The sequence below is a fragment of the Pseudomonas sp. B40(2017) genome (assembly GCF_002112855.1).
Classification (GTDB): Bacteria; Pseudomonadota; Gammaproteobacteria; order Pseudomonadales; family Pseudomonadaceae; genus Aquipseudomonas; species Aquipseudomonas pharyngis.
In genome coordinates, this window is the sequence record NZ_NEIT01000005.1 from 406,342 (window position 1) to 420,988 (window position 14,647).

15 protein-coding genes are annotated in these 14,647 nt (G+C 61.2%); 12 read left to right on the forward strand and 3 right to left on the reverse strand.

Features of this window, described 5'->3' with window-relative positions; genetic code table 11:
• Nucleotides 1-64 precede the first annotated feature (64 nt).
• From lysS to CAF76_RS15985, 6 genes are all read left to right on the forward strand, one after another.
• On the forward strand, nucleotides 65-1,567 hold the full coding sequence (gene lysS / locus CAF76_RS15960) for a lysine--tRNA ligase (RefSeq protein ID WP_039769614.1): 1,503 nt from the start codon (nucleotides 65-67) through the stop codon (nucleotides 1,565-1,567).
• A 118-nt stretch (nucleotides 1,568-1,685) separates the two neighbouring features.
• Nucleotides 1,686-2,390, forward strand: coding sequence for a TetR/AcrR family transcriptional regulator (locus tag CAF76_RS15965; RefSeq protein WP_011332647.1), 705 nt, complete (start codon nucleotides 1,686-1,688; stop codon nucleotides 2,388-2,390).
• A 146-nt stretch (nucleotides 2,391-2,536) separates the two neighbouring features.
• On the forward strand, nucleotides 2,537-3,091 hold the full coding sequence (locus CAF76_RS15970; RefSeq protein ID WP_085647778.1) for a hypothetical protein: 555 nt from the start codon (nucleotides 2,537-2,539) through the stop codon (nucleotides 3,089-3,091).
• 33 nt (nucleotides 3,092-3,124) lie between these two features.
• The gene (locus CAF76_RS15975; protein ID WP_064593712.1) at nucleotides 3,125-4,402 is read left to right on the forward strand and encodes a flavohemoglobin expression-modulating QEGLA motif protein; all 1,278 of its coding nucleotides are present in this window, start codon (nucleotides 3,125-3,127) and stop codon (nucleotides 4,400-4,402) included.
• Between the two features lie 149 nt (nucleotides 4,403-4,551).
• Complete coding sequence (locus tag CAF76_RS15980; RefSeq protein ID WP_007954702.1) at nucleotides 4,552-5,466, forward strand: alpha/beta hydrolase; 915 nt, start codon at nucleotides 4,552-4,554, stop codon at nucleotides 5,464-5,466.
• Nucleotides 5,463-5,792, forward strand: coding sequence for a hypothetical protein (locus tag CAF76_RS15985; RefSeq protein WP_085647779.1), 330 nt, complete (start codon nucleotides 5,463-5,465; stop codon nucleotides 5,790-5,792). The genes CAF76_RS15980 and CAF76_RS15985 overlap by 4 nt, the downstream gene beginning before the upstream one ends.
• A gap of 68 nt (nucleotides 5,793-5,860) precedes the next feature.
• Here CAF76_RS15985 and CAF76_RS15990 read toward each other — a convergent pair whose 3' ends face one another.
• The 3 genes from CAF76_RS15990 to CAF76_RS16000 all read right to left on the reverse strand — a co-directional run bounded on the left by CAF76_RS15990 (nucleotide 5,861) and on the right by CAF76_RS16000 (nucleotide 7,826).
• Entirely contained in the window at nucleotides 5,861-6,655 is a 795-nt protein-coding gene (locus CAF76_RS15990) for an OmpA family protein (RefSeq protein WP_039769619.1), read from the reverse strand.
• A 55-nt stretch (nucleotides 6,656-6,710) separates the two neighbouring features.
• Nucleotides 6,711-7,115, reverse strand: coding sequence for a DUF4398 domain-containing protein (locus CAF76_RS15995; protein ID WP_011332653.1), 405 nt, complete (start codon nucleotides 7,113-7,115; stop codon nucleotides 6,711-6,713).
• 366 nt (nucleotides 7,116-7,481) lie between these two features.
• Complete coding sequence (locus CAF76_RS16000) at nucleotides 7,482-7,826, reverse strand: hypothetical protein (protein ID WP_011332654.1); 345 nt, start codon at nucleotides 7,824-7,826, stop codon at nucleotides 7,482-7,484.
• A gap of 214 nt (nucleotides 7,827-8,040) precedes the next feature.
• Here CAF76_RS16000 and ppc point away from each other — a divergent pair, with 214 nt between their 5' ends.
• From ppc to CAF76_RS16030, 6 genes are all read left to right on the forward strand, one after another.
• A complete protein-coding gene (gene ppc, locus CAF76_RS16005) occupies nucleotides 8,041-10,671 on the forward strand; it encodes a phosphoenolpyruvate carboxylase (RefSeq protein ID WP_085647880.1) in 2,631 nt (876 codons plus the stop codon).
• Nucleotides 10,672-10,959: 288 nt separating this feature from the next.
• A complete protein-coding gene (gene adk, locus CAF76_RS16010) occupies nucleotides 10,960-11,610 on the forward strand; it encodes an adenylate kinase (RefSeq protein ID WP_064593717.1) in 651 nt (216 codons plus the stop codon).
• A gap of 93 nt (nucleotides 11,611-11,703) precedes the next feature.
• Nucleotides 11,704-12,378, forward strand: coding sequence for a tRNA (adenosine(37)-N6)-threonylcarbamoyltransferase complex dimerization subunit type 1 TsaB (gene tsaB, locus CAF76_RS16015; RefSeq protein WP_007954718.1), 675 nt, complete (start codon nucleotides 11,704-11,706; stop codon nucleotides 12,376-12,378).
• Between the two features lie 230 nt (nucleotides 12,379-12,608).
• Nucleotides 12,609-12,917, forward strand: coding sequence for a hypothetical protein (locus tag CAF76_RS16020; protein ID WP_007954720.1), 309 nt, complete (start codon nucleotides 12,609-12,611; stop codon nucleotides 12,915-12,917).
• Nucleotides 12,917-13,777 (forward strand): DUF72 domain-containing protein, encoded by an 861-nt coding sequence (locus tag CAF76_RS16025; RefSeq protein ID WP_039769627.1) that lies wholly within the window; start codon nucleotides 12,917-12,919, stop codon nucleotides 13,775-13,777. The genes CAF76_RS16020 and CAF76_RS16025 overlap by 1 nt, the downstream gene beginning before the upstream one ends.
• A gap of 32 nt (nucleotides 13,778-13,809) precedes the next feature.
• Nucleotides 13,810-14,646 (forward strand): oxaloacetate decarboxylase, encoded by an 837-nt coding sequence (locus tag CAF76_RS16030; protein WP_085647780.1) that lies wholly within the window; start codon nucleotides 13,810-13,812, stop codon nucleotides 14,644-14,646.
• Nucleotide 14,647: the final 1 nt, after the last annotated feature.

The following is a 14,647-nucleotide window of genomic DNA, read 5'->3' on the forward strand; positions in this document are numbered from 1 at the left end:
CAACCGACCTCAAGTCCCCCGTCGCCGGCGGGGGCAACGAACCTGTGATGGAAAATTTAAAGACATGAGCGACCTACAACTCGATCCGCAAGCCCTGCAACAGGAAGAAAACTCCCTGATCGCTCTGCGCAAGGAAAAGCTTGCTGCCGAGCGCGCCAAGGGCAATGCCTTCCCGAACGACTTCCGCCGCGACAACTACTGCGATGCGTTGCAGAAACAGTACGCGGACAAGACCAAGGAAGAGCTGGCAGAGGCTGCGATCCCGGTCAAGGTTGCAGGTCGCATCATGCTCAACCGTGGCTCGTTCATGGTGATCCAGGACATGACCGGTCGCATCCAGGTCTACGTCAACCGCAAGACTCTGTCCGAAGAAACCCTGGCCGCGGTGAAAACCTGGGACATGGGCGACATCATCGCCGCCGAAGGCACCCTGGCCCGTTCCGGCAAGGGCGACCTGTACGTCGAAATGACCAGCGTGCGCCTGCTGACCAAATCCCTGCGCCCGCTGCCGGACAAGCACCACGGCCTGACCGACACCGAACAGCGCTACCGTCAGCGCTACGTTGACCTGATCGTCAACGAAGACGTGCGTCAGACCTTCCGCGTCCGTTCGCAAGTGATCGCGCATATCCGCAGCTTCCTGATGAAGCGCGACTTCCTCGAAGTCGAAACGCCGATGCTGCAGACCATTCCTGGCGGCGCCGCGGCCAAGCCGTTCGAAACCCACCACAACGCGCTGGACATGGAAATGTTCCTGCGTATCGCGCCGGAGCTGTACCTCAAGCGTCTGGTGGTTGGCGGCTTCGAAAAAGTGTTCGAGATCAACCGCAACTTCCGTAACGAAGGCGTTTCGACTCGTCACAACCCAGAATTCACCATGTTGGAGTTCTACCAGGCTTACGCCGACTACGAAGACAACATGGACCTGACCGAAGAACTGTTCCGCGAGCTGGCGCAGCTGGTTCTGGGCAGCACCGACGTGCCGTACGGCGACAAGGTGTTCCACTTCGGCGAGCCGTTCGTGCGCCTGTCGGTGTTCGACTCGATCCTCAAGTACAACCCAGAGCTGACCGCCGATGACCTGAACGACATCGACAAGGCTCGCGCCATCGCCAAGAAGGCCGGCGCCAAGGTGCTGGGCTTCGAAGGTCTGGGCAAGCTGCAGGTGATGATTTTCGAAGAGCTGGTCGAGCACAAGCTGGAACAGCCGCACTTCATTACCCAGTACCCGTTCGAAGTGTCGCCGCTGGCCCGTCGCAACGATGACAACCCGAACGTCACCGATCGCTTCGAGCTGTTCATCGGCGGCCGTGAAATCGCCAACGCCTACTCCGAGTTGAACGACGCGGAAGACCAGGCCGAGCGCTTCATGGCGCAGGTGGCCGACAAGGACGCCGGCGACGACGAAGCCATGCACTACGACGCCGACTTCGTTCGCGCGCTGGAGTACGGCATGCCGCCGACGGCCGGCGAAGGTATCGGCATCGACCGTCTGGTGATGCTGCTGACCAACTCCCCGTCGATCCGCGACGTGATCCTGTTCCCGCACATGCGGCCGCAAGCGTAAGTGTTTCAATAAAAAAGCCGCCTGAAATGGGCGGCTTTTTATTGCCTGTCTGGTACAAACGTATCAAATGGTTAATTTTGAAGAAAACAACAGAGGTATGCCTGTCGTGATCGGTGCAATGGCTCAAGAGGGTGCAGCGGGAATCGCCACTGCGGTCGCTGAAAGTGTTCAGTACCAGGGCCGCAAGGCCAGCCGGCAGGGCAGTGAACAGCGTCGACAGGACATTCTCGATGCGGCGATGCGCATTGTCGTGCGCGACGGTGTGCGGGCCGTGCGTCATCGGGCGGTGGCCGCCGAGGCCGGTGTGCCGCTGTCGGCCACCACGTATTACTTCAAGGACATCGATGACCTGCTCACCGATACCTTCGCCCAGTACGTCGAGCGCAGCGCGGCCTACATGGCCAAGCTGTGGATCAACAACGAAGGCCTGCTGCGCGAAATGGTGGTCAGCGGTGACGGCAGCCCGGAGTCGCGTTCGCAACTGGCCGACGATATCGCGCGTTTGATGGCTGATTACGTGCATCGGCAACTGGTCAACCGTCGCGAGCATTTGATGGCCGAACAGGCGTTCCGTCAGGAGGCGCTGCTCAACCCGCGTCTGGCGGAATTGGTGCGCTCCCATCAGCAGATTCTGTTGCAGGGCACCTGCCAGTTGTTCCAGGTATTGGGCTCGCGCGAGCCACAGCAGGATGCCAAGGTGTTGACGGCGATTATCGGACGGATGGAATATCAGGGCCTGCTCAACGACGCCGAGCCTTTGGCCGAAGAGGACATGCTCGGCATTCTGACGCGCTATATGCACCTGGTACTCGCGTCGGTGTAACACCAAACCTGTGGGAGCGAGCCTGCTCGCGAATGCGGTCTGACATTCAACATCTTTGTTGCCTGACACCCCGCATTCGCGAGCAGGCTCGCTCCCACAAGGGATCACGGCGATTTTCAGGGCCGTGTATTCATAGGGAGTGTCGAATGAAAGCCTGGCGTGGCGTGCTGATCGCCTTGTCGTTCCTGCTGCTCAGCGGATGTCTGGTGACCTTCAAGGAGCCGCTGCCCGCCAGTGAACCGGCGCCCAAGGGCCTGCTCGGCCAATGGTCGAGCACCAATGCCTGGGGCGAGCCGATGAATCTGGAGCTGACGCGCCTGGGCAACGACCGCTATCAGGCAGTTGCGTACTTCAAAGCCAAACCCCGCGAGCGTGAAGCCTATCCGTTCACGGTGTCGCGCCACGGCAACCGCTGGTACCTGTCGGCGAAAGTGCCGGCGCAATACGGCGGGCACTTCACCATCGCCGGCTTCGAGATCACCGACAAGCGCGAACTGGTGATCTACAACCTCGACCTCGAACAGATCAACCAGGCCATCGCCCAGAAAGCCCTCGACGGCCAGGGCTTCCAGACCGATGACGGCGACGGCGTGCAGGTCGACAGTCCGCTTGAAAAGGTCTTTGCTTACCTCGACGACCCGGCCAATTCCGACGTCTTCGTCGAAGCGGCGCGCTATCAGCATCAAGCCAAAGCCAAATAATTCAGTTCGTCACGTTTTCTACAGGAGTTTCGGGTGGACGATTACCAGCAGACGATACGCATTCTGTCCGATCGCATAGTGCTGGCGCAGACGCCGATCCGCGTGCTCGACGCGGTCAAGTGGGACGAGAACATCCGCAAGGGCTTCCTCAAGGCCAAGGGCAAGGAATTGCCGGCGGTGGATCGCGACTACTACCTCAACCGGCCGCTGTCCTTTGATTCGAGCAAGGTCAAGCTGGAATTCCAGAACATCGAACGGGACATCACCCGCCAGCTCGGCCAGTTCAACCCGGTCGGCCAGATCATGCGCCGCATGTGCAAGGAATACCGGATGGTGGTGCGCATGCTCGAAGCGCGCGGCACAGAGGATTTCGGCCTGATTTCCCAGGAGCTGTACGGCGCCGCGTCCGACGCGTTCCACGCCGGTGACCCGACCCTGGCCGACCTCGGCCTGATGATGTCGGATTACCTGAACAACATCGACGGCCGTGGTGACCTGAAGGACGAACCGAAGATCCTCACCGCCAAAGACGCCGTGCACCTGCTGCAAACCCGCCTGAACAAGGTGTTCGGCGAGGCCGAGGAAACCATCCGCGTGTTCGAGTCCGACGGTATCGTCGCCGATGCGGCGGCGGGTGCCGACTACATCAAGATCCGCACCGACGCGATGTTCAACGACCGCGACGTGCGCGCGCTGGAAGTCCACGAAGGCCTGGTGCACGTCGGCACCACGCTCAACGGTCTGAACCAGCCGATCTGCACCTTCCTGTCCAAGGGGCCGCCTTCGTCGACGGTGACTCAGGAAGGCCTGGCGATCCTGATGGAAATCATCACCTTCGCCTCCTATCCGAGCCGCCTGCGCAAACTGACCAACCGCACCCGCGCCATTCACATGGTCGAGGAGGGCGCGGACTTCCTGCAGATTTTCGAGTTCTTCCGCGAGCAGGGCTTCGAGATGGCGGAAAGCTACGGCAACGCCAGTCGGGTTTTCCGTGGTTCGACGCCGACCGGTCTGCCGTTTACCAAAGACTTGTCCTACCTCAAGGGCTTCATCATGGTTTACAACTACATTCAGTTGGCCGTGCGCAAGGGCAAGCTCGAGCAGATCCCGCTGTTGTTCTGTGGCAAGACCACGTTGGAAGACATGCGAACCCTGCGTCAGCTGGTGGACGAAGGATTGGTGGTGCCGCCGAAGTACCTGCCGGACCAGTTCCGCGACATGAATGCGTTGTCGGCGTGGATGTGCTTCTCCAACTTCCTCAATCACTTGAGCCTGGACCGGATCGAGGCGGATTACTCCAACATCCTGTAACCAACCAATATCCCTTGTGGGAGCTAGCCTGCTAGCGATGGCGGTCAACGTTCAAAAGTGAAGTTGCCTGACACGCCGCCATCGCGAGCAGGCTCGCTCCCACAGGTTTGATCTGTGTTCCAACCAGAATTTTTGCGAGGTTTCACCGGATGAGAATCCTCGGCATCCTTTGCCTGCTCCTGACCCTCGGCGGTTGCAGTTCCTTGCTGTTCTACCCTGAACCGGGGCAGATCTTCACCCCGGAAAAGGCCAAGCTCGAATACCGCACCGTCACCCTGACCACCGCCGACGGCCTCAAGCTGAATGCCTGGTGGCTGCCGGCCAAACCCGGGGTTGAGGTCAAGGGCACGGTGCTGCACCTGCACGGCAACGGCGGCAATTTGCCGATGCACCTGGGCGGGAGCTGGTGGTTGCCGAAGAACGGCTATCAAGTGCTACTGGTGGACTATCGCGGTTACGGTTTGTCCGAGGGCGAACCGAGCCTGCCGGCGATCTATCAGGACATCGATGCCGCCTTCGCCTGGCTGGACAAGGCGCCGGAGGTCAAGGGAAAACCGCTGGTGCTGCTGGGCCAGAGTCTCGGCGGGGCGATGGCGGTGCATTGGCTGGTGCAACATCCGCAAAGGCAAAAACAGCTCAAGGCCCTGGTACTCGACGGCGTGCCCGCCAGTTACCGCAGCGTCGGCCAATACGCCCTCAGCACCTCATGGCTGACCTGGCCGTTTCAGGTGCCGCTGTCGTGGCTGGTGCCGGATGGCGACAGTGCGATCAACGCCATGCCGCAGCTCAACGGCGTGCCGAAACTGATCTTCCACAGTCTCGATGATCCGCTGGTGCCCCTTTCCAACGGCATCCGTCTGTATCAAGCTGCGCCGCCACCGCGTGTGCTGCAGTTGACCCGGGGCGGGCATGTGCAGACCTTCGGCGACCCGGTCTGGCGTCAGGTGATGCTGCGCTACCTCGATGATCCCGAACACTTCAACGGCCTGCGCCGCCTCGGCGAGATCCCGAATTATCCAACACCCCCGAATTCTGAAGACGAACCACCAGAGAGTCCGCAATGAGTGAAGAACGTAACGCCATCCCGCTGATCATCACCGGCATCTGCAGCATCCTCGGCACCGTCGGCGCCCTGTGGTACTACGGCTACCTGCACTTCGCCAAACCCGAGGATGCGTTGCTGCTCAACGACTTCACCATGCTCAAGACCGTTCCCGGCGAAGACTACAAGATCTCCCTGACCCCGGCGCCGCAAGTGGCGCAATGCATCGATGGCGTGCTGGTGCTGTTCGACACCGAACAGAAAGGCCTGACCGGGGTGCTGGTCAACAGTCAGAAAAAGGCTGTGCGCTGCATGGGCCAGGAGACGCCGCAGAAGCTCGAGGAGTAAATCTGCGACGGACAAAAAAGCCCCGCCTGATCAAATCAGGCGGGGCTTTTCATTTACCGCTCAGCGAATCAGTGCGCAGTCGAGCTCACGGCCGAACGCGGCATCACTGGCTGGTTGTCGTTGGAAATGGTCACTTCCACGCGACGGTTCATCGCACGGCCCGAGACCGAGGTGTTATCCGCCACCGGGTATTCCTTGCCATAACCCTGTACGACGATACGCGAAGGGTCTACACCCATCTTGATCAGCGCAACCTGCACCGAAGTCGCGCGACGCTCGGACAGCGACTGGTTGTAGCTCGCGGTACCGGTGCTGTCGGTGTAGCCCTCGACGATCACTTTGCGATCAGGGTTTTCCTGGAGGAACTGCGCCAGTTTGTTGATGTTCACCAGACCGCTGGATTTCAGGTCGGCCTTGTTGGTGGCGAACAGCACGTCACCGAACGTCACCAGCGTGCCGCGATCGGTCTGCTTGGCGTTGAGGCTGTCCTGCAGCTGTTTGATCTGCTGATCGCGGGCATCCAGACGGGCCTGGGCACGTTGGGCGGCGGCGTTCTTCAGGTTGTTTTCAGCGGTGCGCAGAGCGATGGTCTGCTTGGCCACTTCTACGCGCTGGTTGGTCAGATAAGCCAGTTGATCGACCTTGGCGGCGTCCTCTTTATCCAGATAAGCCTTGTCGGCCTTGTCCAGATAGTCGCTGGCGTCCTTGGTTTCCAGCGCTGCGACCTTGCTTGCCTGCGGGTTGGCCTGCAGGCCGGCGTAGTTGGTGCGTGCCTGTTCCAGGTTCGGGTTGGGCGGCGTGGAGCAGGCAGCCAGGGCAACGCTTGCAGCCAGGAGAGCGGGGATCATCAGTTGTTTACGCATAATCGTTCGTCCTTTATATCGATAAGAGTTTCAGCCTTGCGGTCGGGATGCGCGCTTACTGCACTGGGCGCTGACTTTCCTGACGCAGTTCCTGAACACCTTTCTGGGAGTCCTTCACAGCCAGTTCGGCCTTGGCTGCCTGAGCCTTGCGTTCGGCAACGCGGGCATCCCACTCGGCCTGCTCGGACAAGCGACGGGCTTCGTCATACTTCTTGTCGTGCATGGCGATTTCGGCTTGCTTCAGCTTGTCCTGAGCCTGCTTCATTTCCACGGCGGCGAACTCGGTACCGCCAGCGCTGACCGCGCTGTTGACTGCCGATTGAGTGACGGCGTATTGCTCGGTCGGTGGATTGCCGGCACAACCGGCCAGTACGAAGCTGGTGCCGATGGCCAGAGCAGCCAGTTTCAGACCGCGCAGGTGGGAGAACGAGGTTTGGGTCTTCATGGTCTTCAACTCCATTGGTTAACTCCTTGGAAGCTTCGAAATCCATCCTGGTCGAGGAGTGACAACCGTCGTGTGTCAGCGCGTTTTGAAACGCTCGTTCCAGGCGTGGTTACCTGTTCCGACCGAAGGCATTTTTCAAAAGTTCAGAAAAGATGGCCCATCGCCAAAAAAAATTTTGACCGAACGGACAGGGCTCTAAACCGGGAACTTTGGCGGTGGGCAGAGGTACGCGCGGGCGAGAAACGGCGCAAAAAGCGGAGGGGGGACACAGTCCCTGTGGGAGCTGGCTTGCCAGCGATGAGGCCATCGAATTCAGCACATGTGCTGCTGAACTGACGCCATCGAGGGCAAAACATTCCCACCGTTCTGAAGGGTCAGGAATCAGTGTTTCTGCTTCCCGGCAGCAGCCGACAAGTCATGCAGATGACGCCGCGACAGCGCGAGAAAACGCGGCGTCGGGCCGACATCCTCATACAGCGGATCGCCTTCCTCGTCGGTGGCGACCACGGTCGAGCCTTTCACATACGGCAGGCTCGCTTCGAACTCCTCGAGGGCGGCGCCGATCAGCTCGCCGAGCAGTTCTTCGGCATGGCGTTTGGGGTACATCTCGGCAATCGCCGCCAGCCGTGCGGCGGCTTCCACGTCCAGATGAATCGTGTAGCCGGTATCGGTCAGGCGACCCTTGGCGGTTTCTTCCCAATGCTGGGCGAGTTCACGGATTTTCATAAAAACCTCATGTCGCACCTGCTCATGGCAGGTCTTGGTGAGTGTCCGGCGTCTGCCGGCGGCAAGCCGTTGTGCGGCTTACTGTTGAGACTAGCTGCAACCCTCAAGGTTTAAAGTCCCTTCGTCGTCTGCTTGTAAGAAGCGTCCCGGAGCGGCACTCTCTGTTCATCCACTCACTTGCGATCCGTCACCGATTACTGCTGGAGAGATGCTGATGACCGATATTGATGCACGCTTGCGCGAAGACGTTCACCTGCTCGGTGAGCTGTTGGGCAACACCATTCGTGACCAGTACGGCGAGGCGTTTCTCGACAAGATCGAGCAGATCCGCAAGGGCGCCAAGGCCGACCGGCGCGGCTCGATGGACGCCGAACTCAGCGCCAGCCTCAATCAATTGAGTGAAGACGAACTGCTGCCGGTGGCGCGGGCGTTCAACCAGTTTCTCAACCTGGCGAACATCGCCGAGCAGTACCAGCTCATTCATCGCCGGGAAGAGACCCAGGCCGCGCCGTTCGAGTCCCGCGTGCTGCCGGAACTGCTCGCCCGCCTGCGCAACGAAGGGCACAGCGCCGAATCCCTGGCCCGGCAACTGGCGCGGCTGGAAATCGAACTGGTACTCACCGCGCACCCGACCGAAGTGGCCCGGCGCACGCTGATCCAGAAGTACGACGCGATTGCCGCGCAACTGGCAGCCCAAGATCATCGTGACTTGACCACGACCGAACGCGAGCAGATCCACAACACCCTGCAACGCCTGATCGCCGAAGCCTGGCACACCGAAGAAATCCGCCGCACCCGCCCGACTCCGGTGGACGAAGCCAAGTGGGGGTTTGCGGTGATCGAACATTCGCTGTGGCAAGCGATTCCCCACCATATGCGCAAGGCCGACCAGGCGCTGTTCGCCGCTACCGGTTTGCGCTTGCCGCTGGAAGCTGCGCCGATCCGCTTCGCTTCGTGGATGGGCGGTGACCGTGACGGCAACCCGAACGTGACCGCTACCGTGACCCGCGAAGTGCTGTTGCTGGCGCGCTGGATGGCGGCGGATCTGTACCTGCGTGACGTCGATCACCTGGCGGCCGAACTGTCGATGCAGCAGGCCAGCGAAGCGCTCAAGGCCCGGGCCGGCGACAGTGCCGAGCCGTATCGGGCAGTGCTCAAACAATTGCGTGAACGGCTGCGCGCCACGCGCAACTGGGCCCATGCATCGCTGACCGCAACCACCCCGGCACCGGCCGATGTGCTGCACAACAACCGCGACCTGCTCGATCCGCTGGAGCTGTGTTTCAACTCGCTGCACGAATGCGGCATGGGCGTGATCGCCGATGGGCCGTTGCTCGATTGCCTGCGCCGGGCGGTGACGTTCGGCCTGTTCCTGGTGCGACTCGATGTGCGTCAGGACTCGTCCCGCCATAGCGCGGCCATGACCGAAATCACTGATTACCTCGGCCTCGGCAAATACGAGGAGTGGGACGAAGAACAGCGCATCAGCTTCCTGACCCGCGAACTGCAAAACCGTCGGCCGTTGCTGCCGGCGCATTTCAAACCCTCGGCCGACACCGCCGAAGTGCTCGCCACCTGCAAGGAAATCGCCGCCGCGCCGGGCGCTTCGCTGGGCTCCTACGTGATCTCCATGGCCGGTGCCGCTTCCGATGTGCTCGCGGTGCAGTTGCTGCTCAAGGAATCCGGGGTACTGCGGCCGATGCGCGTGGTGCCGCTGTTCGAAACCCTCGCCGACCTCGACAACGCCGGCCCGGTGATCGAACGCCTGTTGCTGCTGCCGGGTTACCGCGCGCGCCTGCAAGGCCCGCAGGAAGTGATGATCGGCTATTCCGACTCGGCCAAGGACGCCGGCACTACCGCCGCGGCCTGGGCGCAGTACCGGGCGCAGGAGCGGCTGGTGGAAATCTGCCGTGAGCAACAAGTCGAACTGCTGCTGTTCCACGGTCGCGGTGGCACCGTGGGCCGGGGTGGCGGTCCGGCGCACGCGGCGATTCTGTCGCAGCCGCCGGGGTCGGTGGCCGGACGTTTCCGCACTACCGAGCAGGGGGAAATGATTCGATTCAAATTCGGCCTGCCGGACATCGCCGAGCAAAACCTCAATCTGTATCTGGCGGCGGTGCTCGAAGCGACCCTGTTGCCTCCGCCGCCACCGACTCCCGAATGGCGGCATCTGATGGACGAACTGGCCGCCGACGGCGTCGCTGCTTACCGTGCGGTGGTGCGGGAGAATCCGCAATTCGTTGAGTATTTCCGTCAATCCACACCGGAGCAGGAGTTGGGCCGCTTGCCATTGGGCAGCCGTCCGGCCAAGCGCCGTGCTGGTGGCATCGAAAGCCTGCGGGCGATTCCGTGGATCTTCGGTTGGACCCAGACCCGCCTGATGCTGCCGGCCTGGCTCGGCTGGGAAACCGCACTGAACAATGCGCTGGAGCGCGGCGAAGGCGAGTTGCTGGGGCAGATGCGCGAGCAGTGGCCGTTCTTCCGCACCCGCATCGACATGCTGGAAATGGTGCTGGCCAAGGCCGACGCCGATATCGCGCTGTCCTACGACGAGCGTCTGGTGGAGCCGGAGTTGCTGCCGTTGGGTGCGCACTTACGCGACCTATTGTCGCAGGCCTGTTCCGTTGTCCTCGGCCTGACCGGTCAGTCGCAGCTACTGGCACATAGCCCAGACACCCTGGAATTCATCCGTCTGCGCAACACCTACCTCGACCCGCTGCATCTATTGCAGGCCGAGTTGCTGGCGCGTTCGCGGCAGCAGAATGTCGAGCAGGGCAGCCCGGTGGAACAGGCGTTGCTGGTGTCTGTGGCGGGGATTGCCGCCGGTTTGCGAAATACCGGCTAAGGTTTTCTGCGTGGGGCGGGGCACCCGGGGCGAACCTCGGGTGCCGTTTATTGACTGTAGGAAAAATGCGGTCAGGCGACAGTTAATGATGGGGTTGCGACTTGGGGAACCGCGTCGCAAGGTCGCGGCGGGCGCCGGTTTCTCCGACTTTTGGCGTCTTGTGTGGGCGCAGCCTGCTGTGTATCTTGATCAGCCTTTGGCCGTTTGGTCGGCCACGACCCGTTTTATGAGATTGGCCCCACGAGGCGAATCCATTGTTTTTTATATAAAAAATTGAGGAGCACATCGATGCGCGTCATTCTGCTGGGAGCTCCCGGGGCCGGTAAAGGTACTCAGGCTAAGTTCATCACCGAGAAATTCGGCATTCCGCAAATCTCCACCGGCGACATGCTGCGTGCTGCGGTCAAGGCCGGCACCGAGCTGGGCATCAAGGCCAAGAGCATCATGGATGCCGGCGGCCTGGTGTCGGATGACCTGATCATCGCGCTGGTCAAGGACCGTATCGCTCAAGCCGATTGTGCCAAGGGTTTCCTGTTCGATGGCTTCCCGCGCACCATTCCTCAGGCTGAAGCGCTGGTGACTGCCGGTGTCGAGCTGGACGCCGTGGTCGAAATCGCCGTTGAAGACGAAGAAATCGTTCAGCGTATCGCCGGTCGTCGCGTTCACGAGGCCAGCGGCCGCGTTTACCACATCGTCTACAACCCGCCGAAACTGGCCGGCAAAGACGACATCACCGGCGAAGAGCTGGTGCAGCGCAAGGACGACACCGAAGAAACCGTGCGTCATCGCCTGTCGGTCTACCACTCGCAGACCAAGCCGCTGGTGGAGTTCTACCAGAACCTGTCCGCCAAGAACGGTGGCAAGCCGAAGTACAGCCATATCCCTGGCGTCGGTTCGGTTGAAGCGATCACTGCCAAGGTGCTTGAAGCCCTGAGCTGAAAAACCTGATCCGCTGCATCATCCACGGCCCGCTTGCGGGCCGTAGTTGTTTATACTGGCGCACTTTTCCCCACCTGATTTACGGACACATCGATGAGCACCTTGCTGGCCCTGGACACCGCGACTGAAGCTTGCTCCGTTGCCTTGCTGCATGACGGCAAGGTCACGAGCCATTACGAGGTGATCCCGCGCCTGCACGCGCAGAAACTGCTGCCGATGATCCAGCAACTGCTGGCCGACGCCGGCACCACCCTGCAAGCGGTGGACGCCATCGCCTTCGGACGTGGCCCGGGCGCATTCACCGGTGTGCGGATTGCCATTGGCGTGGTGCAAGGCCTGGCCTTTGCGCTGGATCGCCCGGTGTTGCCGGTGTCGAACCTGGCCGTGCTGGCGCAACGGGCTTATCGCGAGCACGGCGTGAGCCAGGTCGCGGCTGCCATCGATGCGCGGATGGATGAGGTGTATTGGGGCTGCTACCGCGAGACGGCCGGGGAGATGCGTCTGGTCGGCGCCGAGGCGGTGCTGCCGCCGGAAGTCGCTGCGCTGCCGGACGATGCTTCGGGTGACTGGTTCGGTGCCGGCACGGGTTGGGGTTATGGCGAACGCATCGCTGTAAACCTGAGCGGATCCGATGCCGGCATGCTGCCCCATGCCGAAGACCTGCTGACCCTGGCGCGATTTGCCTGGGAGCGCGGTGAAGCGATTCCGGCAGACGACGCCCAGCCGGTTTACCTGCGCGACAAAGTGGCCACCCCCAAGGCTCGTTGATCCTCGAAATCAAGTTTTCCCAATCGCGAGCAGGCTCGCTCCCACATGAGTGTCGCAAATCATGTTGGAGCGAGCCTGCTCGCGATGCGCTCATCGGCAAACGCCAATCGTCCGTTTCTAACCCCGCGCTTTAAACCTTTTGCCTTTTATGTGTTCTAGTTATCACTCGGCGATTTGCTAAGTCGGTCAGGTGCCGCTAAATTGCCATCATCGATACCGAGCATGACTTTATGCGTATAGACGGCGTTTCCACTCATTCCTACCCCATCAAGCGCAAGCCTCGCAAAGGCAATCCGGCGCTGGATGAGTCCGTCGACGATATCGACGGCGAGCTGGAATTCCCGACCGAAGAGCAACTGGCTGCCCGTGCCGCCAAAGCCACCGCGCAACGCCTGAGCAATCTGCCCGCCCGTCAACAAGACATGATTTATCACCGCGCGATGAAGAAAAGCGTGGCCATGGCCCTGGCCAGCTACCTGAGCACCGCCGGTTTTGTCGATTGGGATGCAGACGTGCTGGGCCTTGATCTGTACATCTGATGGATTTGCCTTACTACCTCGGTTGCCCGTCCTGGAGCGAAAACGCCTGGCGCGAGTATCTGTATCCGGTAGACGCCAAGACCTCCGATTTCCTCGGACTCTATTCACAAGTGTTCAACGCCGTGGAAGGCAACACGACCTTCTACGCCAGCCCGTCGCCGGCCACCGTGCAGCGCTGGGCCGAGGTGATGCCGGAGCACTTTCGCTTCACTGCCAAGTTTCCCGGTGACATCAGCCACAGCGGCGATTTGCGCGATCAACTGACTGCCGCCGAAACCTTCCTCCAGTTGCTCAAACCGCTCGGTGAGCGCGTCTCGCCAATGTGGCTGCAACTGTCGAAAAGCTTCACGCCGCACCGCTTGCCGGAGCTCGCCGCGTTCATCGATGCGCTGGATTGTCCGCTGGCGGTGGAAGTGCGCCACGAACAGTTCTTCGCCAAGGGTGAGAGTGAGCGACTGCTCAACCGGCTGCTGCTGGATCGCGGTGTGGAGCGCATCTGCCTTGATCCGCGCGCCTTGTTCAGTTGCCTGTCGACCGAGTCGTCGGTGATCCACGCTCAATCGAAAAAGCCCCGCGTACCGACGCGTCCAGCAGCGTTCACCCAGTTCCCGCAGGTGCGCTTCATCGGCCATCCGGAGCTTGAGGCCAACGACCCGTTCCTGGTGCCGTGGGTGGCGAAAATCGCCGAGTGGATCGAAGAGGGCCGTACGCCGTACATCTTCCTGCACACCGCCGATAACATTCTGGCGGCGAAGCTGGCGCAACGTTTTCACGCACAACTGATGCAACGTTTGCCTGGCCTGCGACCTTTGCCTGAGCTATACAGAGAACCCGCCGCCGAGCAACTTGGCCTGCTCTGAGGCGGATTTCTTTGCTGCCCAGGAGCCTGCCGATGGACGCCCAAGCCCGTCAACAACAAGCCCGTAAAGCCGAAGCCTTCAAAGCCCTGCACGAACGCCCGGGGATTTTCGTGATTCCCAATCCGTGGGATGCCGGTTCCGCGAAGATGCTCGCCAGTCTCGGCTATCAGGCGCTGGCGACCACCAGCGCCGGTTATGCGTTTTCCCAAGGCAAGCCCGATGGTGGCCTGAGTCTTGACGATACGCTGGCCAATGTCCGGGCGATTGTCGCGGCCACGGATTTGCCGGTGGCAGTGGATCTGGAAAACGGCTTCGCCGACTCCCCGGCCGAATCGGCACAAAGTCTGATCCGCGCAGCCGAGGCGGGCGCCGTGGGTGGCTCGATCGAAGATGCCACCGGCCGGGAAGACTCGCCGATCTACTGCTTCGAACACGCGGTGGCAAGGATCGAAGCCGCCGTCGCTGCCGTGCGCACCTTGCCGTTTCCCTTCACCCTGACCGCCCGTGCGGAAAACTATCTGCACGGCAATCCCGATCTCAACGACACCATCCGCCGCTTGCAGGCCTTTGCCGAAGCTGGCGCTGACGTGTTGTACGCGCCGGGCCTGCGCACCGCCGAAGAAGTTCTGGCGGTGGTGCGCGCGGTGGCGCCGAAACCGGTCAATGTGTTGATGTCCGGCGGCTTGAAGCTGACGGTGCAACAGCTGGAAGAAATGGGCGTGAAGCGGATCAGCACCGGCTCGGCGCTGGCACTGGCGGCATTGGGTGAGTTTTTCCGCGCGGCTGAAGAAATCCAGCAGTCCGGCACCTTCACCTTCACCTCCCGTTCGATGCCGTACGCCAAGGCCAATCAATTCTTCAAGGGATGAG

Excerpts from the sequence above, each read along its gene's own strand:
- CAF76_RS16025 (WP_039769627.1), top strand. The coding sequence starts at position 12,917 with ATGGATTTGCCTTACTACCTCGGTTGCCCGTCCTGGAGCGAAAACGCC.
- CAF76_RS16030 (WP_085647780.1), top strand. The coding sequence starts at position 13,810 with ATGGACGCCCAAGCCCGTCAACAACAAGCCCGTAAAGCCGAAGCCTTC.
- CAF76_RS16020 (WP_007954720.1), top strand. The coding sequence starts at position 12,609 with ATGCGTATAGACGGCGTTTCCACTCATTCCTACCCCATCAAGCGCAAG.
- CAF76_RS15990 (WP_039769619.1), bottom strand. The coding sequence starts at position 6,655 with ATGCGTAAACAACTGATGATCCCCGCTCTCCTGGCTGCAAGCGTTGCC.
- adk (WP_064593717.1), top strand. The coding sequence starts at position 10,960 with ATGCGCGTCATTCTGCTGGGAGCTCCCGGGGCCGGTAAAGGTACTCAG.
- CAF76_RS15965 (WP_011332647.1), top strand. The coding sequence starts at position 1,686 with ATGGCTCAAGAGGGTGCAGCGGGAATCGCCACTGCGGTCGCTGAAAGT.
- ppc (WP_085647880.1), top strand. The coding sequence starts at position 8,041 with ATGACCGATATTGATGCACGCTTGCGCGAAGACGTTCACCTGCTCGGT.
- CAF76_RS15985 (WP_085647779.1), top strand. The coding sequence starts at position 5,463 with ATGAGTGAAGAACGTAACGCCATCCCGCTGATCATCACCGGCATCTGC.
- lysS (WP_039769614.1), top strand. The coding sequence starts at position 65 with ATGAGCGACCTACAACTCGATCCGCAAGCCCTGCAACAGGAAGAAAAC.
- tsaB (WP_007954718.1), top strand. The coding sequence starts at position 11,704 with ATGAGCACCTTGCTGGCCCTGGACACCGCGACTGAAGCTTGCTCCGTT.
- CAF76_RS15995 (WP_011332653.1), bottom strand. The coding sequence starts at position 7,115 with ATGGAGTTGAAGACCATGAAGACCCAAACCTCGTTCTCCCACCTGCGC.
- CAF76_RS15980 (WP_007954702.1), top strand. The coding sequence starts at position 4,552 with ATGAGAATCCTCGGCATCCTTTGCCTGCTCCTGACCCTCGGCGGTTGC.
- CAF76_RS15970 (WP_085647778.1), top strand. The coding sequence starts at position 2,537 with ATGAAAGCCTGGCGTGGCGTGCTGATCGCCTTGTCGTTCCTGCTGCTC.
- CAF76_RS16000 (WP_011332654.1), bottom strand. The coding sequence starts at position 7,826 with ATGAAAATCCGTGAACTCGCCCAGCATTGGGAAGAAACCGCCAAGGGT.